This is a genomic window from Aquimarina mytili, from assembly GCF_016735115.1.
GTDB lineage: Bacteria > Bacteroidota > Bacteroidia > Flavobacteriales > Flavobacteriaceae > Aquimarina > Aquimarina mytili.
Window position 1 is genome coordinate 88,118 of sequence record NZ_JAERQJ010000009.1, and the last position, 23,675, is coordinate 111,792.

Here is a 23,675-nt window from a genome sequence, read left to right on the forward strand (position 1 = left end):
ACTATTCTAATATTTCAGGATGTAATGTACTACTAATCGTTTCGGCTAAGAACATATAATTTTTAAAACCAAAAAAATGTCTCTTACCACTGATTTAAAAGCCAGAGCTGCACAATCTGCCACAAAATACCCAGAAGCAACTCACAAAATAATGAATGACGGAATACAAGCCGTTCGCAATGCAAAACTTGTTGCTAATGCTCTAAAAACTGGAGATTATATTCCAGAGATAACACTTCCAAATGCGGCAAATAAAAACATATCGGTTCAAGAATTATTGCTGGATAAAAAAGTTGTCCTTTCCTTTTACCGAGGTGGCTGGTGCCCCTATTGCAATTTAGAATTAAAGGCATTGCAAGAGGCACTACCACAGTTCGAAAAACTTGGAGCTACTCTCGTGGCTATAAGTCCCGAAACTCCAGATAACTCTTTAACAACTTCAGAAAAAAATAACCTTAGTTTTGAAGTACTTTCTGATATCGATAATACTATAGCCAAAACATTTAACCTTGCTTTTACTCTGCCCGATGATTTAATTCATATATATCATGGATTTGGAATAGATCTAGAAATAAGCAACGGAAATATAAATCAACAACTTCCTATAGCCGCTACCTATATTATTGATCAAAATGGTAGAATCATTTATGATTTTATCGTAGAAGATTATAAAGAAAGAGCGGATCCTCAGGAAATTATTAACTTTTTGAAAAGCAATTAATTAACCTGAATTTTTCATTACTTAAAAATTTTTGGCACGCCATTTGAAACTGTACTAATCAAATAGCGGAAGCCGAAAAGCTAATGAGTAGGCATAAACCCGAAAACATTTAAGTTATGAAAAAAATGGTACTTTTTATTGCAGCTTTGTTACTCGTAGGAACAACTGCACAGGCAGCCGATCACAAACACTCGGATCACCATGATAGGGTTGCAAAACGCTATCACCACAAACAGCCAATTACCTTTGTAGAGGGTGGTGTAAAATTCTTTGTCTATCCAAATGGGGAAATAGATTTTAAAATTCTTAAAAGAGGAGTTAGATCCAGACATGCCAATTGGAACAACAATCGATACAATACCCCAGGATCGTATGGATATTATAACAGACCATACTATAATAATAGAGGTATTAAATATGATTACTATGGTAGACTCAAGAAGGTAGGACCGAATTATATTAGTTATACCAGATATGATAAAGTGCGAAGAATTGGTGGTGTTTATATGAGATACAATCGAAGAGGTTTACTGTCTCGGGTAGGAGGATTACAGATTTACTATAACAGATATGGCGTTATTAAATATGTAGATGGAAATGTTCATTATGATGGATGTGGATATTGTGGAGTAACCGGTTGTTCTGTAACCCATGATCCTTATTATAATCAAAACTGGAAATCAAAATATAAAAGGCAGGATCATGATGATGATGACCACTATTACAAAAACAGAAAAAGAAAGAAAAAATATTATGATGACGACAATGATGATGACGATGATGATTAAAATATAGATTTAGTTGTTGGTTAGTTGTTTAAGATCCCGTTACCTAAAGTATTTGGTAACGGGATTTTCTATGTTGGGCGTTCGGGCGGGCTATTCATTACAATTCCTCGCATTCTCTCTTCTAGCATCCTTCGACTCCGCTCTGGATACTAGAAGAGAGAATGCTGCGGGATTTACATTGCTATCCCTAACGCAATTTTTATTCGATAATCGAGATTTGAATACTCCTAGAAGCTTATAGCCGTTTTTATTTAAGGGATATAAGATTTTAAAGTCTTGTTAAGCTTTCTTCAAAAAGACAACCTTTATTCTATATTTATTACTTCACAATCAAAATCAAGCATACCAATATGAAATTCTACAGCAGTATTGTTCTACTTTTTGTTTTATCAATCACATCAATAATAGCTCAAAAAATGGAGTTTGAAGATTATGACCCTCCCTCTACTCTAGTAGTTCCTGAAACAGAAGTCAAAAAAGCTAAATTTCCATTTATCGATGTACATAATCACCAATTTAGAATGCCAACTCAAAATCTGCAAGACCTTGTTAACGAGATGGATAAACTTAATATGGCAGTAATGGTAAATCTATCCGGGAGAGGGCGCGGATCTGATGAACATCTTACCAAATCTCTGCAGAATGTAAAAACCAATTATCCGAATCGTTTTATTGTCTTTACAAACATTCGCCTTACTGGTATTGACGAACCCGGCTGGACAGAAAGAACCATTGCACAGATAGAAAAAGATGTAGCATTAGGCGCCAATGGACTCAAAATTTATAAAAGTCAAGGCATGGATAATAAAGACAGTAAGGGTAATCGCATCAAAATAGATGATCCACGTATTGGTCCGGTTTGGGAAAAATGTGGTGAGTTAGGTATCCCGGTACTTATTCATGCCGCAGATCCTAAATCGTTCTGGGATCCTCATGATAATCAAAATGAACGTTGGTTAGAGCTTAAACTAAAATCTCGTAGAAAAAGAGAGGCCAAGGTAACGGGATCCTGGGAAACCATAATACAAGAGCAGCACAATATCTTCAGAAAACATAAAAATACTACGTTTATAAATGCACATCTGGGTTGGTATGGCAATAATCTGGCAAAACTTGCTGAGTTAATGGATCAAATACCCAATATGTATACCGAGATTGGTGCTGTGATTGCAGAGCTGGGTCGACAACCCCGAAATGCCAAAGTCTTTTTAACCAAATATCAAGATCGCGTAATGTTTGGTAAAGACTCTTGGAATCCTCAAGAATATTACACCTATTTTAGAGTTTTAGAATCCAGCGATGAGTATTTTCCATATTATAAGCGCTATCATGCCTTTTGGAAAATGTATGGACTAGACCTTGATGATGAAGTTTTGAAAAAGTTATACTATAAAAATGCTTTAAAAGTAATTCCGAATATAGATAAGAGTTTATTTCCAAAATAGGATATTCTACATAAAACCTTAAAACCAATGACTTACATTTATATTTTCATTTGAAAAATGTATATTTATCATAACTTGTAACCTAAGTGATCAAAGATTACAGACACAATTCCTGAGTGTCTTTAATGTTCAGGTATATTCTTAAAATCTAAAATTCAAAACATGAAAAATCAGAAAAAAGATCTGAAATTAGTTTTATCTAAACAAACGATTTCTAAGCTTAATTCAATGTCCTTAATAAAAGGAGGAGGAGGAAATACCGCTAGTCAAAATTGTGGTACTAGTGTACAAGGAAAAGGTTGTCAAGCGGACAACACTAATTATTGTGATCATTAAAATCAAGAAAGATCTTGATTTGATTCAAAAATTAAATAAAAACCGATTTTCAAGTAAAAATCATAAAAAGCCAGGATTATAAATTCTGGCTTTTTTTTCTATAATAAATAAAAACCAAAGTAAGAAGGATTAAAACACCGCCCAGAATACCCCAAAACATATTGATAGACAAAGGTTGATTTATATCTATAGGATCTGCATTACCTAGAAGATAAAAACTACCCCAATAAAAAGGAGCTAACTGATCAAAATCAGTGGTCTTTAAAAAGTCCAATTTAGCTTTTTGTAATGCTTTGGCTTTGTTCATCCCTTCTGCTAAATTAGTATAGAAGTTTTCAATAAGTATTGGAGCACTTTTATCAGATACCTCCCAACTACTTAACAGCAAACTCTTAGTGCCTGCATATTGAAAAGCGTTACCCATACTCATAATCCCCTCTCCCTGGGCAATTGCACCCGTTCCAGTATTACAAGCACTTAACACCGCCAACTCGGCAGGGATATTTAATGCAAAAAGTTCGTGACTATATAATAAATTATCTTCTATGGTGTCTTTACTCTTTGTAAAATACAACTTAGAATTTTGTGGATTTTTATGATCTACATCTCCATGTAATGCCAAATGAAGAATACTATATTGATTTGCATTTTGCTTAAAATTAGATTCTATAGCTTCTGTTCCATAATAGTATTGCCCGTTGATAATATTAGAAATAGCTTTAATTTCTTTTCGGGTTCCAGGAAGATCATCTCCAGCATCTCTAAGCGTTGCCAAACTCATAGTTTTTGAATTGGCGAGTTGAGTGCTATCAGAAAATGAGAAAGCAAGACATTCATTACGAACTTCTAATGATTTTGATATTTTTTGTTCTGGGCCAAACAATAGATTTGCAGAATTGGCATATGAAATCGCATAATCGCGTAACAGATATGGCATATTTCTTTCCTCTTTTTCATTACTTTGAGTAAGTAATAATTCAAAATTAAGATGCCATAAAGAACCATCAGGAATGATGATCAGCTCCTCTCCTATTAATTTATCTTTTATAGGAGCAATAAGTTCATTGTATAAGGTATATGAAAACTGCTTATAACCACCAATATCTTTCAAAATTATTGATTCATGAAGATCACTTACTTTTTTAAATAAGTTGGAAGTAGTAAGTTCTTTAACAGCAATGCCATTTCTGGATATAGTAAAAGCATAAGTAGTACTATTGTTGGTAAAGAACTCAAGTAGTGTAGTATTATCGTCTAACTTTTCTTGAATATCAGCAATTGAAACTACATCTGTTTTGTATTTGAGCTTATGATATTTTGGATACTGCTTCTCTAGGATTTTTGTTAATGAGTCTTGTTTTCTATTGACGTCGAATAACTTGTTTTCGTACTTGGCAATCTTTACAGTATCAATCAGGCTATTTAATTGTTCTTCATTAATCCGGGAGATATATGAAGCCCGATTTGTTTTTAACATTTTTTCTGTTTCTAACAATTCACTGGGTAGACCTGCATAGGTTTTGGCATAAGACTCGTTTAAAAGCTCTTTCAACACATTGGCTTTACTTTTCTCTATATTATAAAAAACTTTGAATAACGAAGACTGGTCTTTTGTGTACTCGTACTTTAATAAATGGACTCCTATTGTGCTTGCATACATCTCTTTGGCCTTTCTCGAAAAAGTTACCTTGTCTTGATAATTTTGAAAGGATTGGCGAATAACATTGACTATAACATCTGCTTTTTGGTATAGAATAATACTTTGCTCCAGGTTCTTTTGATTTTTATCTTGTTTAAATTGTGATTGCAAAGTCTTGGCTTTTCCTTGAAGAGTTTCTAACAGTAATGGTAAATCGTAAAATCGATTAGAATCAAAATTAATTTGAGTAATTACTGTATCATTATTCTTTGCATTTGCCAGTATAGCTTTGTTAAAATAGGAAATTGCTTTTGCATACTCCTTTTGTTTGTCATAAGTTATCGCCATACCATTATAAAAACCTGATGTAAGAAGATGATATTCTCCATATACATTTTGCAAAACCCTTAATCCCCTATTGTAATACGATAATGCATTACTATTCATATTTTGTTTAAAATATAATTTTGCTATTCTTATATAAAAATCTGAGGTTTTCGGGCTATTCTCTCCAAAAATGCTCGTTACAATACCTAAAGCCTTTTCATGATACGTAAGTGCAGTTTTGAACTCATTTTTAAGAATATAAATATCCGCGATATTATGATATATATCGGCTACCCCGTAATTATTTTCACCAAATGCGGTTTTAAAAATTTGTAATGCTTTACGATAATAATATAGTGCCTTGTCATGATCATCTTTAAATTCAAAAATAAGACCTAGATTATTGTAAATTCGTCCACAAGTAGGATGGTCTTCTCCATATATTCTAAGTTTTAAATCTAAACTTTTTTTATAATATAGTAATGACTTATCATATTCTTCATTCGCAAAGAAAGAGCCTCCCATATTTATGTATAGGACACTTAACACATATTCATTTTTTTCCTTAATACAAATAGGTAATGCTTTTTGATAATAATTTAATGCAATATCATCTTGATTGAGCCCACGAAAAATTGTGCCGATATTGATATAACCATAAGCAACTCGAATATGATTCTTACCTAATTTTTTAATCGAAAACTCTATATACTTTTTAAAATATTCTAATGCTTTACTATGCTCGCCAAGGTCTTCATAAGCACTTCCAATATTATTATACACCACTTCAATTTGGGCATCTTTGGGTAATATTTTTTGTCGAATAACTAATGATCTTTTAAAGTATTTTAATGCATCATTATATTTTGAATTATTTTGATAATAGCTACCAAAGTTATCGTAAGCATTTGCCTCTTGTATATGATCTTTAGAGAGGTATTTTGAACATATTTCAATAGCTTTTTTCGAGGATTGTATTGATTCGTCCAGAGCTAAACCACGCCATTGATTTTCAGAAATCTTGTTATAACAACTCGCTACTTTTTCCCAAGTTTGAGCTTTCTGATAAAGAAGTAACGCTTTTTTAAAAAGTGCTATAGATTCTTCATGTTTTCTCACTGTTAAAAGTGAATCTGCCTTTTTATAATATTGTAATGCTAAAGTATCTTTGGATGCTTGCGAAAAAACTGAAACTACCAAAAATGACAGGATTACCGATAGCAATGTTATTTTTTTGGTCATAGTGGTTTTAATAAAAGTGATAGCAGTAATAACTAAATATATAACAAGCTACTCTCTAAGCTTTATTTCTTCGTTTTTATCACTGGGTAACAACAAGAACTTTTTGGCTGCTTTTTTATCACCAAGATCTAAATAGATCAACCCTTGATACCATAATGCTGATTTGGCTTTTTTGCCAGAAGGATATTCAGAAAGTGTTTCTAAGGTTTGTAAAGCTGTAGTAACGTTTCCAGCTTTATATTGAGATAACCCTTTTATTAACATCGCATCTTCATAATATAACGTATTTGATATGAATCCCTCTAAGATAGAGATTGCCTTATCATATTTTTGCGCTTCATAGGCATCAAAAGCAGTTACAATTACTTGTTGTAATGAGTCTCGATTTGTAGTTCTCATCATGCGATAATCGAGTCCTATTTTTTTATCCCAGGATTCTTGAATAATATTGGCCAAATCCTGCTGATTCATATTTTTATTGTATTGCCAGCCATAAAAAATCAACACCAAACTAGCGGCTATTCCCCCTATCCATTTCCATGGTAATCCAATTACTCTAGAATTGTTTTTAGCATCAATAAGTTTTTGCCAATCCTTTATACGATCTTTATCTGTACTTGAAGCATACTTTTGCGCTACCAAATCGACACTTTCTTTATAGGCATCCAGTTTCCTGGCAAATTCTGGTTCGACATCTATTCTTGCCTCAAATACTGATAATTCATCATCAGAAAGCTCAAGGTTAAAAAACCTTTCAATAAATTCAATATCTTTATCTATATCACTCACATCGTTGTCTTTTGATTTTCTTGTTGCTTGCTTATGATTTCATAGACCTTCCGTACCAATCTCTTTTTACAATTATACTTAGCTTGTACTAATGCCTGGTAATTGTTATACCCAAACTCTTCTTGTAAATCCTTCAATTGTTGATTACTATCCAACTCATTTTCGATAAGCGACTTACATTTTAAAGACAAAGAATTAAGAGCTTCCACTAATGCTCTGTGCTTCATTAGTTTGTGATCTTCATTAACAATAGTACTATCACTCCCACTAGACTTCATGGCCGATTGCATTGCGTTTTCATCTACATAAATATCTTCTATTGAGACCATAGTATTGGCTTTGTTTCTTTTTTGCATTAACCAAGCGTTCTTACACATCATAAAAATATATCCTATACTATTATGAGGGGGTTCTTCCTGATTAATAACAAAACGATCCCAAAATTTTTGCATCGATATAATAAAAACCTCCTGAGAATCATCTACAGACTTAGTAAGTGAAAGCAATTTAGATTTTAATTTTTGAAAAGTATGATCAAAAAAAGTAGTAAACGGAAGCTCGTCTCCTTTTTGTGCACACTCAATAATATATGTTATATCGGTACTATCCACTCGTAAAAATACAAAAAGAGATCGCTCTTTTCTGGGGTTTAATAATGAAAAGCCAAAATACAACAAAAAGTTAAAAACGGACTTAGGATCTTAAAATTTTGACAAGCATATACGTTCTTTTCGAAATTTTATAATTGGGAGTATTGGATAACGATGATGAAAAAAGTTGTTATGTATTTTTTGTATTGCATCAATTAATAAACAAACCATTAATAAATCAATACTCCAACGATGAAAAAATATGTATTTATTCCTTTGGCAATACTAACAATATCCACCACTATTTATAATTACATATTTCCAAGTTTTAGAATACTACATAATCAAAATACTAAATCAAATAGCTCTAAAAGCAATTCTAAACCTACATCAAAAACACCTATCACATTAATTCTTTCTCTTGCAATAGCATGTATAGTTATAGGGATTTTGACCACCATTAACGAGCCTATTTATATTTTCCCGGTATTAATAATATTGTCTATAGCCACTCATTGGTTTATCCATTATTCACCTTCAAGAAAATACTCCCAAAAATCAGAAAAGAATATAATAACATCAAAAAAAGCGGGAGAAACTACATTTACCAAAATAAGAGAATACATTATTACTGAAGAAAAATATTTATCACCAGATATTAACCTAAATAGTATTGCCGTTTTTTTTAATATGAGTAAAGGTTACATCTCTCAACTCATTAATGTTCATGCAAAAAAAAGTTTTAACGACTATATTAATGAGTTAAGAGTAGAAGCTTCACAAAAAATGCTTTTAGACCAGCAGTATGACAATTACACTATAGAATCTATAGGTTTAGAATGTGGATTTACCTCCAAATCTAATTTCTACACAGCTTTCAAAAAAGTTGTAGGTCAAACGCCAAATCAATATAAAAAGTTAAAAAAATAAGTTCTGGATCTTCAACAATATGAAGATCCAGAACTTTTGTTTTGAGTATTGATACTATACTTGCCAAGTTCAAAAGAAAACAATCAAATTTTAATAATACAGATCAAACATCCAACCAAATGAAAAACAAATTCAATTATAGTTTAGGGATATATTTGTTATTTACTTCCTTCATATTTGCACAAACTACCACTTTTGGGGACAATGCTGGTACCCAAGGAGCGCAAAGTAGCTTTTTTGGATATGAATCAGGAACAGTAAATACTGCAAGTGATAATACTTTTATCGGTACATTTTCCGGAAAAAGTAATACAACAGGTTTTAAAAATGTTTTTGTAGGTACCTCCTCAGGGAAAACAAACACAACAGGACAAGACAATGTTTTTGTAGGAAGAAGTTCTGGATTTTCTAATCAAACCGGTAGAAGAAATGTATTTCTGGGCCGTAGTACAGGGTATTCAAATTTTTCTGCCTCTAATAATGTTTTTATAGGCTACTCTACTGGATTAGGTAATACAGTAGGGACCGAAAACACATTTGTTGGAACTGAATCTGGAGTTAAAAATAGAAATGGAAATTGGAATGTATTTTTAGGATCTCAAGCAGGACGTAATAGTAGTACTGGATCTCACAATGTATTTCTGGGTGTACAGTCTGGGGTTAGCAATACTACAGGATCCAATAATGTATTTGTGGGTAGAGATGCTGGTTTCTACCATGAAACTGGTGGCCTAAACACTTTTTTAGGAAATGGATCTGGTAAAAACACTAAAACCGGTAGCGGTAATGTATACTTAGGGGCAAATGCTGGTCTTAATAATGTAAGTGGTAGAAGTAATGTATTTATTGGATCTCATGCTGGGTACAATGAACTAGGAAACAATAAACTATATATCGCAAATACACCAACGGACACCCCATTACTTTATGGAGATTTTTCTAGTAAACAAATAGGAATCAACACAAAGAATATCCCAACCGGTATATCGTTGGCTGTGAATGGAAACTCAACAATTGAAGGAACAATAAATGCGTTAAAAGGTGCTTTCGATTCTAGTAGTTTGGGAAGTAATGGATGGATTCCTGTTTCGATAGGTCGTGAGTATCAAACGGACAGAAGAACTTTTGAGTTTGTTGTTGATCCTACCAATACCGGCTCAGGATATACTGCATTTGCAATCACAGATCAATCGAAAAACTTAAGACATGATTTTGTTTCTAACAATAAAGATACCTGGATAGATTTAGATGATCACAAAGGAACTCATTTCTTTAAATTAAATAGATCAGAAACAGAGCCTGGCAAATTTAACACCTATATCCATATGCCTACATCTGATGCTAGGATGGTTATAGGACAATATGGGTTATATCTTCAAGATAAAGGATATAAGCTAGTTGTAAATAATGGTGGGGCATTTGTAAATGGTGATTTAATAGCTAATGGTAACGTTGGTATCGGAACCTCTACTCCAGATGCCAAGCTTGCAGTAAACGGTGATATCCATGCACAAGAAGTAACTGTTGACCTTATAGGATGGCCTGATTATGTATTTGAAGACACTTATACCCTACCTTCACTAAGCCAAGTAGAAAAACATATCAAAGAAAAAGGCCATTTGGTGAACATCCCGTCGGCAAAAGAAGTTGAAGAGCAAGGGATCCAATTAGGTGAAATGAATAAAAAGCTTCTTGAAAAAATAGAAGAGCTTACCCTCTACACTATTGCTCAGGAAAAGAAACTATCAAAGCAATCGGAAGAGATTCAAAAATTAATGAGAATTAAAACCCAAAATAATGAGTTTGAAAACAGGTTAGCAAAACTCGAAGCGCTATTATTAAAAAAGTAAAGAATTAAACGACCTCGAATTTGTTCCTTCTCCCTTGAGGGAGAAGGTTAGGATGAGGGTGAACATAAAAATAAATTTCGGATACCAGACCTTGGTCATTTAACCCCGAACAAGAGAATTAAACAATGAACAAATTAGCATTACCCATCGCCATATTAGCACTAGTGGCATCAGTAGGATCATTTTTCTTTTTACAATCGTCATCAGACTTGGTGTATGTAGATGTAAACAAACTATTAGAAGGTTATAAAAGAACGGCAATTGTCAAAGCAGAATTTGATGAAAAAGCCAAAACCATGAAGTCTAATGTCGATAGTCTTGTGGCGAACTGGCAAGATGAGCTTAAGACCTATGAAAAAGAACGTAGCTCAATGTCAAAAAAGGAACTAGAGTTAAAGCAAGAATTGTTGGCAAATAAACAACAACAGATCAATAATTATCAACAAGCGGTACAAAAACAATTGGTTGAAGAGGATAAAAAAATCACTCAAACAGTAATTAATGATATCAATGATTTTGTAAAAGAATATGGTAAGAAAAAAGGATACAAAGTAATCTTTGGTGCTACCGGTAATGGTACCATCATGTATGGCGAAGCATCCTCAGACCTCACCGAACAAGTATTAGAAGAGCTTAATGCAGAATTCGAAGGGAAATAGTTCATTAATCTGTCATTCCAGCGTAGGCTGGAATCCAAAACCAAAACGCTAATTCTAAATGAATAAGGCAGAAATATATCAAATATTAAAGGCTACTTTAATCATTATTGTGGTACTTATAATCCAATCCTGCTCCACCAAAACCTTTGATACCTCAGAGGAGTTGATGAGTTATATCCAACAACCAGAGCATGGATATCTACATACTAAAATAGTCAATGGAGTAAATTTTTCAGTTTTGTATAAACCTACCGATTTGTTAGTCGATCAAGAATTAACAGATCAAGAAGAGGTGTCTACAGTAGACAGTTTACGAGAGCAATATGGCAAGTATTTGTATTTCACCTTATCGATGTCAAAAAACAACCAGGAATTATTGAGTAATGTAGCGGGCAACAAACAACAATTTGGTGCTATGGTTAATGAGTTGGCTTTTGGTATGGAACAGAAAGTACACCTGTATACTCCACAAAAAGATACTATTGCGATGGCAGATTATATCTATCCCAGAATGTATGGGATTAGTGGGGCAACTACCATGCTGTTTGTGTACCCAAGAGAGCAGAATATAAAAAATGAAGAGTATCTCAATATTACCATAGAGGATTTGGGATTTTATACCGGAGAGGTAAAATTTAAGATCCCAACAGATATGATAAACAACGAACCAAAACTGAAATTTAAGTAAAAAGAAACGTCAGTTCGAGTGATCCGATGCTTCGACAAGCTCAGCACGGGCTGGAGGATTGTATCGAGAACAAATATAATTTAAAACCATCGTCACACTAAGATGTCACACTGAGCTTGTCGAAGTGTTGTCGAAGTACTTATAAAAACAAACATGTTTCATGAAAACCAAAACCAAACCATCGCATCGCATTATTGCAATGTTTTTTATGCTCACATTTTTACAAACATTAATCCCTTATAACCAGTTATGGGCCAATAATAATGGTCCTATGGCTCCTGAAGCCGCTTCCTTTGAACCGGTAGATGCTACAGATATGGTGAATTTACTTACTGGGGATCTGTCTTATGTACTACCCTTGCTTAATGTACCGTCCCCAGAAGGAGGATATCCTCTTGCACTATCGTACCATGGTGGAATAGCTATGGACCAAGAAGCATCTTGGGTTGGATTAGGTTGGAATCTAAACCCAGGAGCGATAAACAGAAGTGTCACAAAATCACCTGATGATTGGTATAATGCAAAAACCTATAGTGTTATTACTTCGGGTGTGAATACTAGCTATGGGGGAAGTTTAAGCATAGGGATTGGTGATTATGCATCAATTGGAGTTTATATGGGATATTCTGAAAATAGAGCTTTTAATGGAGAAACTGAATACAAAAACAATTTCGGAATACAAGGATCTGTTGGCCTAGGCGAGGATTCTCCTTTTTCAATCAATGGAAGTATTGGCACTAATGGAGCAAGTATTGGTCTTGGTTTTTCGGGAGGTCTTAAAAATGGAATAGGCTTTAATGCAGGTATTGGAGTTTCACAATCCTTTGAAAATGGAAATACTTATGTTTCAGGAAGTGCAGGTGTAGGAATATCTAAGTCAGGACAAAGACGTATGGGGCAAATGAGTACAGGTATTTCTCTTAGCACAAATCAAGGTTTAGGAGTAAAAGTGTCAGGAGCAACAATTGGGTTAAATAATTCTATTGGTGGAGAGGTGACTGCTAACGTTTTTTCCAGAAGAATCGGAATACACATGTATTGGTTTAATCTAACATACTCTATGCGAAGATCATGGGTGTTTGAAGCCGATTATACAATAAATCAAGGTGCTCTTTATGCAGGAAATATGGATAAGGTTTTGGAAGATTCCATAATCGAGTGGAAAGTAGATTTTGATAGTTATGAATCGTATAATCAATTAAAACATGGATACCAGTTGGCTAGAGGAAACTATTCATTTGTTGGTTATGATAATTATAGTGTCTCTGGTCAAGGAATTGCCGGATTAATGAAACCCGCAATTATAGAGCCAGGATATTTATACAATAGGGAAACTACAATAAGCCCTACATCTGGTGATAGATCATTTAATAGAAATATCTATCCCTCTTCATCTAAAAAGTTCAAAAAGAGTATTGATAACACGTTTAATGATATTCATTTCTATTTTCAAAATGAGTACTCATCGTATTTAAGTTTAGATACCGGAAATTGGAACACTAATTTATTAAACTATCCAAGTGAAATTTTCAACTACGAAACAACAAACAACAACATTCTTTCAGAGCTAAACGGAAAGAACATGTATAACTCTGGTAATGGGCGATTAAAAAAAGGAAAACATATAGAGACGTTTACAAATGAACAAATAATTAATAATCCTAATATAATTATCTCTAATTCAAACCTTAACCGAAATGATCCTAAAATGACACCATCAAAAGGTATTGGAGCATTTAAAATAACCGCTATAGACGGAAAAACCTATCATTATACCATTCCGGTTTATCAAAGAGAACAAGTAACAAGAAAGTCAGATATACTGTATAACATTGATCTTAATTATACAGAAAATCAGCAATTTGAACCTTATGCTACCCACTGGCTTTTAACAGCAATCACCGGTCCAGATTACATAGACACTAATTTTGATAATAAAGTAAATAAATCAGATTATGGATATTGGGTTGCATTTGATTATGGAAAGTGGAGTGATGGTTATAGTTGGAGAAACCCAAGAACAGGTGAAACAGCATTTGAAAAGACAAAATCTTATTCATGGGGTGTAAAAGATATCTATTATTTAGATAAGGTACAAACACGTACACACACCGCATTGTTCATAAAAGAAGATAGAAGTGATGATAAATCTTCGATAATCAATATCCCGAGAAATTCTAATAATTTAGACTGGAAAGAAGATATTCATCACGGCCTTTTTTTAGAAGGTAACGATGGTAGAGATTATCTTTCTGGTATTTATAGCCTTTATCACCATAACACACGTATTGATTATGGAACTTCCTTTCATGGTTATAAATTTAAAACTAAAAAACATAAGTCTCTAAGACTAAATAAAATTGTAGTATTAAATAATAAAGATCTACCAAGTTCAGGGATCTCAAAAACAAATACTGGTGAATCATCTCCGAAAAACATGGGAGAGATTGAGGTTAAAGAGAGGTTTGATGGATATGAATTGGCATCAGGAAGAAAAATCCTGGAAAAAACCGTACCCGTTCATTATAGAAACTGGGAGGGTGAATTTTACTCAAATGTATTAGATGTCAAAGATATAGATGCATTAAGTTTTGATTTAATAGAAAAAGCCACAGAAATTATTGATTTTAATTATGATGAATCCTACCCTTTAGCAAGAGGATCTCATAATTCTGATGCATCCAATGGCAAAGGAAGGCTTACATTAAAATCTTTAGCTTTTGGGGGGCATAAAGGAACAAACCTAGTACCTCCTTACAAATTTCAATATCAAAAACCCCATATAACCTTTGACAAGGATCAGATTGATCCATGGGGATTTCACAAGAGTCATCCAGATGCATGGAGCTTAAAAAGCATAGAAACTCCTATTGGAAGTAATATCAATATCAAATACGAGCCTGATAGTTATCATAAGGAAATTGTGAATGGAGATCGAGTGTTTAATAACTTCTTGCAATTTGCATTCGTTAATGATGCAACTGGTAATAAATTTGTTTTTCTCCGCAATGATCCAATTGTCGTAGATAAAGTAGATTTTCGGGAGTATTTTGAAGCCGGTAAAGAAGCTTTCATAGATGTTCAATACTGGAGACACCCTCCTGGTAATACATCACATAGAATTGGTGATGTTGCTAAATATAGCGAAGTATCTTCCGTTGCAAGTAACCTAGTCGTTTTTAAAATTCCTAGAATTCATCATAGTCCTTATGTAAGAAGAGGTGCAAATTGTAATGCTATCAACTGGGTTCATTATACAAAAGTTGAAGAACTCAATGGTCAATGGTTTGGTAAAATTGACTCTCAAAATTGTGGCGACCCACGAGGAACAAGTAACGGTACACGTTCTAAATATACTTTTTTCTCAAATAGAAAACCTAATACACCCAATACCAATGGAGGTTTAAGAGTTAGTGAATTAACTATAACAGATGGAGTCAAAAAGTACAAATCAACGTATAATTATGATGATCCATCTACAGGAGAGAGTTCTGGGATAACCATTTATGCTCCAGAAGATTATACTAAAAATATAGATTTTATAACAGAATTACCTTCTCCTCAGGTGATGTATCAGAATGTTAGAGTATCTAATTATGCGAATAATGAATCCATAATAGGTCATACAGATTATAAATTTAATGTATTTAAAGACATAAGTTATACTCCAGAAGGTTTTGAGCTAGATGATTTCTTATCGTTGAATAAACAACAAGACTACTCGAAAGAAAATGTATACATCAATTCTGCATTTGTAGACATTAATTTTTCTAAACATAAACTTATCGATAACACATCTAAGTTGGGTACTTTAATATCTACCACTCGTTACAATTCCAAGAATCAAGTTATGTCAAAAATCATAAATGAATATGGAACGGTTGATGACAAACAAGGAGTTTTTGAAGAGTCGTTTAAAATTATAAAGACCAACGTGTCAAATGATATTAAGAAAAGGTATTTCCTAAATACATCTACCAAAAAAACCAAGCTTACCGTACTAAAAAAGACAACGAATCACAGTCAAGGATTTTCCAATTATACAGAGTTCAAGGAGTTTGATGACCTGACCGGAAAAAGTACTTTGGTAGAGAACCAACAAAGTGATGGAAAGCTATTTAGAAGTAAAGAAATATTGGCTAAAGACATTCCACAATATAATCCAAGTTCTGGATACGGAATGGGTTCAAAAGCAAATAATACTTCTAATAAAAACATGCTCACTCAAAGTGCTGCTACACTTACCCAAATTAAAAAGGATAATACCTGGAAAACTATCGCGGCTAACATTATGACATGGAATAATGATTGGAAGTATATTAAGTTTGATGGTGATATAGAACCATCATCTACAGGAAATTCTAAAATCTGGCGTAAACATAAAACATTTGCATGGAAAGGTGATCTGGATACAGATGGAACTTATGTTGGTTACATTGGAAACGACGATGAATTTGATTGGACTCCCGGTACCTCTCAAACCAATACCAAATGGATTAATACATCAACAACCACATTATATGACCACTATTCTAAACCATTAGAAGCAATGGATATCAATAAAAACAGAGCATCCACAAAAATGGGAGATAATGCTAGTAAAGTAATTGCAACTGCCAATGCCAAGTATACCGATATGTACTATAGCGGTGCAGAATATATTGCAAATGATAATGGAAATAATGGTGTATACTTAGACGGAGAAGTAAAAACCTATGGAAATGTAATTACTGTACCAGATGCTCACACAGGCAATAATGTAATCAGAATAAATAGTGGAACTGCATTCGAAGCAAAACTTCCTGCAGATACAGAACGAACCGATGAAAACTCAAAATTCAAAGTTTCGGTATGGGTACGCAAAGGACAAGAAAGTAATGTGAGCATAATGGTACAAAATGGCACGAGCTTTCCTTTTGTAACCGATTTCAAAAGTTCTGAAACTATCATTGCGGGTGATTGGGTCCTATTAAATGGATATATCAATATTTTAACAAATGAAGCAATCGTTAGTATAACCTCTGATCGAGCTACAGATTTAGATGATTTCAGACTGCTCCCATTATCCTCTAGCATGACCAGCTATGTGTATAACCAATGGGACGAATTATCTCATGTCATCGGCGATAATAACCTGGCTACAAAATATGAATATGATCAGGCAGGAAGATTGGTAAGAACATATCTTGAAGTTATTACAGCTCCAGGAGTACCAGGAGGATTCAAAAAATCAAAAGAAATTAACTACAATTATAAAAAAGTAGCCCAAATAGATACGAATGGTGACGGAATAATTGACCCCGTAGAATCCTATCCTCCCTTACAATTGGGATTATACTTTGATAATTATGATTACTATAGTGCCAAAGCTATTGCCAATGGATATGGTGGTAGTGGAAAATATCAATACCGTTGGGCTGTAAGTGATAGTCCATTAGCAATAGAAACCGCTTCATTTGGAGCTTGGGGGAGTAACAATGAGAAGACAGTATATACAGATTGTGATAAAACAGTCTATGTAAAATGTCAAGTAAAAGATATAGAGACCGAGGCAGATGTAAAAAGACAAAAAAATCGATTAAGAACCTGCTCGGACAATCCCATAGATATTGTTCCTCAATAATTAATTTCCATCAAAAAATAGAATAAATGAAAAATTACATTATATATATATTTTTATTTGGCTTTATGACCATTTCATTTGGTCAGATCATTACACCAATTGACGACTGTGGGGCTAATCCTGTATATGAACGCTATTATCAAGATAGTGATAGGGATTTTTATGGTAATCCTAATGTCTTTATGGATCGTTGTGGACCAGCACCAGGTTGGACATTTAATAATACTGATTGTGATGATACCGATCCTGATATTAAAGGACCTAAAAGATGGTATGCTGATACCGATAACGATGGTTTAGGAGATCCCAATGGGTTATCAACACTTGACTGCACTCGACCCATAGGTTTTGTAGATAATAATAATGACTGTGATGATACCGATAGTACTATTGGCAACAAAACCGCTTATTATATTGATAATGATAAAGATGGACAAGCTAGTATCACTTCTGTAGCAGAGTATCATTGTACCAATCCATCTACTGCTACAACACATTATGTCACCGTTGCTAATCGAACAGATTGTGATGATAATGATAGTAGCGTGCTAGAAATCACTTGGTATATCGATACCGATGGGGATGGTTTTGGTGAAAACAGTAACATACTCATGCGATGTACAAAACCTTCTTCCCAATATGTAAGAAATAATGATGATTTATGCCCAGGTATAAATGGTTCAAATAACGGATGCCCTCCTGCTGGATCAAATACAGCAGAATACTGGAATACGATAAAAGTGACCACTTACGATGTGACGGAAACCGATATTGCTAAAAACAAATCGTACTTTGACGATTATGGAAAATCAGTGCAAACTCAAACTAAAGACTATAAAACAGGTAAGACCTGGGCAACACAAACTTTATATGACAATCAAGGAAGACCAGCATTGCAAACCCTAAATGCACCGACCAACCAAGACATCCCCACTGATTTTTTGTATCGAAAAGATTTTATAAAAAAATCTAACGGAAGTACATTCACTGAAACTGATTTTGAAACAGACCCAGAGAATCCTTCGATAGTAGGTACTCAACCAAACTCACTGGGTTGGTATTATAGCGAAAATAATACCACAGAAAATGGTGGCGAAACCTACCAGGATATCACCTCTTACCCCTACTCCCGTACTATTTATAGTGAACTAAATCCTGGAGTCCCTTTAAAAACCATAGGCGGCAATAAAATGGATAACGAATGGAAAAACGGTTATGTATTCTCTATGCCTGCAGGACGAGAACTCTCTCAATCTGTCGCTTTTGGAGATACAAAATATGACAACTATAAGGTGTTCAAAACAATAACCAGAGACGTTCATGGTATAGAAACCGTAATTTTTACGGATACAGATGGTAAAGTTTTAGCTTCTGCCCGCAGTGGTAATGAAGAAGGTAATACAAGTACTAGAATTTCTGTAGTCCGCATTGGTAAACAAAGATATGTAGATATACATATCCCTGTAGGTACAAAAGGAATTGATGTTAGAGATTTTCAAGGGTGGATTCTAAATAATGATAGTAGATTTGATGTATATGATTTAATAACAGAGGAGTTAATAACAATTCCTTTTAAGAGCCTTGAAAGTGGTTTTTATAGAATCGCTATTGTAGATGGTAGTACAAGTAATTATACCATAAATTACCCAGAAAATTACTACGATTATAGTCTTAATGAATACGATGAAGCTGGGCGTTTAATATCATCATACCAACCCTTAAACAAACTAAAAAGCGAGTTTAGATACAATGCATTAGGGCAATTAACTTATACCAAAAGTCCTGATGAAGGTGAAGCCTGGTTTAAATATCGCAAGGATGGACAAATACGATACTCACAAAATAGTAAACAACGTGCTACCAATCAAATGTCATATACTAACTATGATCAAAAAGGAAGGCCTGTTGAAAGCGGTGTCTATACAGGGTTTAAACCTATAAACTTTGAAACACTAGATCCAGATGGTTTAGGATTTCCAGGTTCATTATCCGAACAGCAATTCACTGCCTATGATGCAGTAACACAAGATGATATCAATGCATTGCCAGCGAACTATAAAGATCCATCTTTCTTAGCAGGTAATGTAGCCAAAACCTCCAATGATCATACCACTAGCTATTATAGTTATGATAACTATGGCCGAGTACAATGGGTTGTACAAGACATTGCCGAACTAGGCTTCAAAACTATTGATTATGAATATGATCCGATAACGAGCCAGGTAACCCAGGTGATTTATCAAAAATACCAGGCGGCTGATCGGTTTATCCATAGATACACCTATTACCTTAAAGATTATAGTTTGATCAAAGTAGAAACGGCTATCGATAGTGATATGCCCTTTACCGAGCATGCTACTTATAAGTACTACGAAACCGGTGGGTTAAAACAGTTAAATCTGGCAGAAGGATTACAAAAAATAGACTACGTGTACAACCTAAACGGAGCCCTAAAAAGTATCAATCACCCTAATCTTAACGCTGCAAATGATCCCGGAGGAAATAATAATGACTTATTTGGGATGAACCTTCACTATTATAATGGAGATTACAACAGGAGCAATACACCAAAACCTATTCCGAATACCAGCCCAGGAATAAACAATTATAACGGTAATATCAAAGCTATGACTTGGAATACCAAAGGTCAAAACAATAGTAAACCAGATACCTATTATTATACATATGATAAAAACAACTGGTTAACGGGAGCGAGCTTTAACCAAACGGTAAATGAGGTAGATCCTAACATACCTCTTACCCTTGTTAAAAGTGAAACAATCACAGCTGCAGAAACTGCTGAAGCTACCCAATCCATAAAGATGCAACCAGGATTTAAAGTTACGGCAACCAGTAGTTTAACCTTTACTACCAGCATTGCAAAAGATGGTACCGTACAAGGGGATGGCGATTATAATGTATCGGGTATCACCTATGATGCCAACGGGAATATTCAATCCTTAACCCGTAATAAGCAAACCGAAAACGGTAGTAATGCCATGGATAAGCTATCGTATAATTATGATGCTACAAAACCCAACCAGTTAAAACAAGTGACCGATGATGCAGGAGATGTTGATGGCGCAGATGATATTGATACTCAAATCAATCCTGATAATTATGTGTATAATGAGATAGGACAACTTGTAAAAAATAAAGAAGAAAATATTGATTACTTTTACAATGCCAGTGGATTGGTGACCGAGGTGCATAAAGATAATACACCTTTGGTGAAGTTCTTTTACAACGACAAAAACCATAGAGTTAGAAAGGAAAGCTTTAATCCTACCAATAGTTCTATAACAACCACGTTCTATGTACGAGATGCTGCAGGTATGGCAATGGCTGTATATAATAAATTTGATGCTAATGTTTCTGGTGGGGGAAGTGCATCTCCTAGTATTACCGAGCATACCATTTATGGTGCACAAAGATTAGGAGTTTATAAAAGATATAAAAATAGTGGTGGCCATAGTTTATATCAATTAACAGACCACTTAGGTAATGTACGTGCTGTCGTAGGAAGAATGACAAGTGGACAGGAACTGGCAATTACATCAGCTACCGACTACTATCCTTTTGGTATGCCAATGCCAGGAAGAACCCTGAGCGGAGCTGAAGGGTATCGTTATGCCTACCAAGGACAAGAAAAAGATACCGAAACTGGAAAGGAAGCTTTTCAATTAAGATTATGGGATAGTAGAATTGGACGATGGTTGACCACTGATCCTTATGGTCAGTATAGCTCTCCTTATCTAGGAATGGGGAATGACCCTATTAATGGAATTGATTCTGATGGAGGATGGAAATCTTGGTGGGGTGCGGCATGGGCATATCTTAAAGGTGGTTTTGGTGGAAAAATTCAAAGAAATACTGATAGTGAATTCGTTGCAGCAAATCCCGATAAAGAATATTACATTACTCAAGATATCGGTGGTGATGAGGCAGGATTTAAATTTTCTTATGATTATGATGGATATACTCTTAATAATTTAGATGATTACGATCAAGAAATTATATCACGATATGGAGGTATAGATAATTTACCTGGAAGAGATAGAAGTCTTAAAAGTAGACTTGTTAGTGTAAAAATATCTGACATGAAAAGAGGCAATGCCGAAATCATGAGAGAAAGGGTCGGGTCAGTTTATAGAGCAGGTGCAGAATATGGTTTAGTTGGTTCAGGAATTGCCGGTGGAATAAGATTACCTATAAGACATTCTGGTAATTTTAATATTGGTAAATTTACTTTTTCAATTTGGTCTAGAGCGAATGCAGGTGGTATGACTGGAAGAAGAGTTATAGGTTTTAATCATAAGCCATTTAATCTATTCGGGAAAAAATTCAATAGATTTCAAGCTGCACTTGATTATCATAATTGGCCATTAAGACCAAATGGCGCTACTCCTATAAATCAAAAATTTTGGCATTATCATTTTGGAGGCTCTAGCGCTGGGAAACATCATAGACAATTATTTACTGGTAATCCAATTACCAATCCTTCCCAGCTTAAAAAAAATAGAATTTTTGGTTGGTTTTGATATATTAAGTTAATGAGAAAGATTCAAAAAATATTTGAAAGTGCGATTAGATTTAGTTTAATTGAACTCAAGATTGATGACGAAATTATTAATCCTTTTTTTGAATACAACAAAGTATTATTTGCTGAAAAAATAGAATTATTTTTTGCAAATGGCGACAAAATTATTTTACAAACTGAAGAGTTACCGCACGTATTTGGTGAAGCAGATATAGAAATTTGTAAAATCAAAAAAGAATTAATTTCAGACTCGAAAAATGAAACTTACTTTATAAAAAAGATAAAGACCTATTATTGGAAAGCCTCTGGATTTAATTTATTTGGACTCACAAAGTTCTTAAACCAAATAGAAATATTTTTTAGTAATAATTATAGTGTATCAATCGGTTTTTTCTATTTAAAAAAAGAAAAGGCAGAATATTTAGCAACAGGTCAATTATCAATAAGTTTTAATCAAAATGTTTTTAAATCATTTAATAATGATAATTTATTAGAGTATGAGATATTATTTCCTTAATTGGCCCAGCTCTGCGAAGTTTATAACCTCGTAGCCGTAATTTGTCAAATAAATTAATACCTAAAAACAGTAATGTTGTAAAAGATATGCTGTTTTTTTTATAGTGCATTCAACGAAGTTGCAAACTTCGAAGAGTAAGGTGGTGGATCCCGGATCAGGTCCGGGATGACAAAACTCATTTTTATATAGCCAATACCACTAAAAAAAAATCAACTTCAAAACTCCCAGCTAGCGCTCGAATCCTTTCGGGTGCCGTCAAAGATTGTCGGATAAGAGTAAGAATATAAAAATAGATAAATCCACAGCATTACTGCTGTGGATTTTTTTATTGTGCTAGTTTTTGAGTAAGGTCTGCTTTAAGTACCCAAACTAGCCCCTCGCTGGCGCTAGTCTATGACGGGTGCCCCACTCGAGTGTAGTATGTCGCTAGTGCTAGTTTGCAACTAGTACCGTATATGAGTAAAAAATAGTACAAAACAGTAAAAACAGTCATATTAGTAAAAGATGTGACTGTTTTTTTGTGATTAATTTAGATTTCAGTACATCCGTATTATACTATTCTGGATCCCGGATCAAGTCCGGGATGACAAAAAACGCTACAAAACCCCTAATTACGGGAAACCATATTCTCAGAAAAACAAATTTTATGATTACAAAAACATCCCATACCAGCTAACCACTTCATTTTCAATTTAAAACCTCACTCCACATCACTCAAATCTAATCCCTATTCAGAAATTTCCCCTTCTCAAAAAGGGATATAATCCCCATACCGTAGCATTGTATTTAGCTTTAGGTTTGCCATTCAAAATTATTAATCAAACTTGTTGTGCATTTAAGAAATATATTACAAAAAAGCGTCAATTCGATTTCTATGACAAATTCAAGCGGTTTTGATAAAAAGTTTGATTTTTAATCAAAGCAAAAATGATGTGTATAATTTTGTTTCTTACAGCATTTAGTACACTCATTTTATTTTTACCTTCTTCTA

At 33.9% G+C, this 23,675-nt stretch carries 14 protein-coding genes; 11 read left to right on the forward strand and 3 right to left on the reverse strand.

Features of this window, described 5'->3' with window-relative positions; genetic code table 11:
• Positions 1-76: 76 nt before the first annotated feature.
• The 4 genes from JJQ60_RS18660 to JJQ60_RS18675 all read left to right on the forward strand — a co-directional run bounded on the left by JJQ60_RS18660 (position 77) and on the right by JJQ60_RS18675 (position 3,290).
• Complete coding sequence (locus JJQ60_RS18660; protein WP_201923791.1) at positions 77-721, forward strand: peroxiredoxin-like family protein; 645 nt, start codon at positions 77-79, stop codon at positions 719-721.
• A gap of 116 nt (positions 722-837) precedes the next feature.
• Positions 838-1,509: a hypothetical protein gene (locus JJQ60_RS18665; RefSeq protein ID WP_201923793.1), complete on the forward strand. Its 672-nt coding sequence runs from the start codon at positions 838-840 to the stop codon at positions 1,507-1,509.
• 350 nt (positions 1,510-1,859) lie between these two features.
• A complete protein-coding gene (locus tag JJQ60_RS18670; RefSeq protein WP_201923796.1) occupies positions 1,860-2,954 on the forward strand; it encodes an amidohydrolase family protein in 1,095 nt (364 codons plus the stop codon).
• A 162-nt stretch (positions 2,955-3,116) separates the two neighbouring features.
• Complete coding sequence (locus JJQ60_RS18675; RefSeq protein WP_201923798.1) at positions 3,117-3,290, forward strand: hypothetical protein; 174 nt, start codon at positions 3,117-3,119, stop codon at positions 3,288-3,290.
• Positions 3,291-3,366: 76 nt separating this feature from the next.
• Here the strand turns inward: JJQ60_RS18675 and JJQ60_RS18680 are convergent, their stop codons facing one another.
• From JJQ60_RS18680 to JJQ60_RS18690, 3 genes are read right to left on the reverse strand one after another with little or no spacing between them, the layout of a single operon-like run.
• Positions 3,367-6,498: a CHAT domain-containing protein gene (locus JJQ60_RS18680; protein ID WP_201923800.1), complete on the reverse strand. Its 3,132-nt coding sequence runs from the start codon at positions 6,496-6,498 to the stop codon at positions 3,367-3,369.
• A gap of 48 nt (positions 6,499-6,546) precedes the next feature.
• On the reverse strand, positions 6,547-7,287 hold the full coding sequence (locus tag JJQ60_RS22320; RefSeq protein WP_201923802.1) for a tetratricopeptide repeat protein: 741 nt from the start codon (positions 7,285-7,287) through the stop codon (positions 6,547-6,549).
• Entirely contained in the window at positions 7,284-7,898 is a 615-nt protein-coding gene (locus JJQ60_RS18690; protein WP_201923804.1) for a hypothetical protein, read from the reverse strand. The genes JJQ60_RS22320 and JJQ60_RS18690 overlap by 4 nt, the downstream gene beginning before the upstream one ends.
• 231 nt (positions 7,899-8,129) lie before the next feature.
• Between JJQ60_RS18690 and JJQ60_RS18695 the strand changes: the two genes are divergently transcribed.
• From JJQ60_RS18695 to JJQ60_RS18725, 7 genes are all read left to right on the forward strand, one after another.
• Complete coding sequence (locus tag JJQ60_RS18695) at positions 8,130-8,807, forward strand: helix-turn-helix domain-containing protein (RefSeq protein ID WP_201923806.1); 678 nt, start codon at positions 8,130-8,132, stop codon at positions 8,805-8,807.
• A gap of 119 nt (positions 8,808-8,926) precedes the next feature.
• Positions 8,927-10,657 (forward strand): hypothetical protein, encoded by a 1,731-nt coding sequence (locus JJQ60_RS18700; RefSeq protein WP_201923809.1) that lies wholly within the window; start codon positions 8,927-8,929, stop codon positions 10,655-10,657.
• Between the two features lie 125 nt (positions 10,658-10,782).
• On the forward strand, positions 10,783-11,316 hold the full coding sequence (locus JJQ60_RS18705; RefSeq protein ID WP_201923810.1) for an OmpH family outer membrane protein: 534 nt from the start codon (positions 10,783-10,785) through the stop codon (positions 11,314-11,316).
• 58 nt (positions 11,317-11,374) lie between these two features.
• Positions 11,375-12,004, forward strand: coding sequence for a hypothetical protein (locus JJQ60_RS18710; RefSeq protein ID WP_201923812.1), 630 nt, complete (start codon positions 11,375-11,377; stop codon positions 12,002-12,004).
• A gap of 160 nt (positions 12,005-12,164) precedes the next feature.
• Positions 12,165-17,627 carry a hypothetical protein gene (locus JJQ60_RS18715; protein ID WP_201923814.1) on the forward strand — a complete coding sequence of 1,821 codons (5,463 nt, stop codon included), beginning with the start codon at positions 12,165-12,167 and terminating at the stop codon, positions 17,625-17,627.
• Positions 17,628-17,653: 26 nt separating this feature from the next.
• A complete protein-coding gene (locus JJQ60_RS18720; protein WP_201923815.1) occupies positions 17,654-22,168 on the forward strand; it encodes an RHS repeat domain-containing protein in 4,515 nt (1,504 codons plus the stop codon).
• A 12-nt stretch (positions 22,169-22,180) separates the two neighbouring features.
• Positions 22,181-22,684, forward strand: coding sequence for a hypothetical protein (locus JJQ60_RS18725; protein ID WP_201923816.1), 504 nt, complete (start codon positions 22,181-22,183; stop codon positions 22,682-22,684).
• Positions 22,685-23,675 lie beyond the last annotated feature (991 nt).

Excerpts from the sequence above, each read along its gene's own strand:
- JJQ60_RS18660 (WP_201923791.1), top strand. The coding sequence starts at position 77 with ATGTCTCTTACCACTGATTTAAAAGCCAGAGCTGCACAATCTGCCACA.
- JJQ60_RS18665 (WP_201923793.1), top strand. The coding sequence starts at position 838 with ATGAAAAAAATGGTACTTTTTATTGCAGCTTTGTTACTCGTAGGAACA.
- JJQ60_RS18670 (WP_201923796.1), top strand. The coding sequence starts at position 1,860 with ATGAAATTCTACAGCAGTATTGTTCTACTTTTTGTTTTATCAATCACA.
- JJQ60_RS18675 (WP_201923798.1), top strand. The coding sequence starts at position 3,117 with ATGAAAAATCAGAAAAAAGATCTGAAATTAGTTTTATCTAAACAAACG.
- JJQ60_RS18680 (WP_201923800.1), bottom strand. The coding sequence starts at position 6,498 with ATGACCAAAAAAATAACATTGCTATCGGTAATCCTGTCATTTTTGGTA.
- JJQ60_RS18695 (WP_201923806.1), top strand. The coding sequence starts at position 8,130 with ATGAAAAAATATGTATTTATTCCTTTGGCAATACTAACAATATCCACC.
- JJQ60_RS18700 (WP_201923809.1), top strand. The coding sequence starts at position 8,927 with ATGAAAAACAAATTCAATTATAGTTTAGGGATATATTTGTTATTTACT.
- JJQ60_RS18705 (WP_201923810.1), top strand. The coding sequence starts at position 10,783 with ATGAACAAATTAGCATTACCCATCGCCATATTAGCACTAGTGGCATCA.
- JJQ60_RS18710 (WP_201923812.1), top strand. The coding sequence starts at position 11,375 with ATGAATAAGGCAGAAATATATCAAATATTAAAGGCTACTTTAATCATT.
- JJQ60_RS18715 (WP_201923814.1), top strand. The coding sequence starts at position 12,165 with ATGAAAACCAAAACCAAACCATCGCATCGCATTATTGCAATGTTTTTT.
- JJQ60_RS18720 (WP_201923815.1), top strand. The coding sequence starts at position 17,654 with ATGAAAAATTACATTATATATATATTTTTATTTGGCTTTATGACCATT.
- JJQ60_RS18725 (WP_201923816.1), top strand. The coding sequence starts at position 22,181 with ATGAGAAAGATTCAAAAAATATTTGAAAGTGCGATTAGATTTAGTTTA.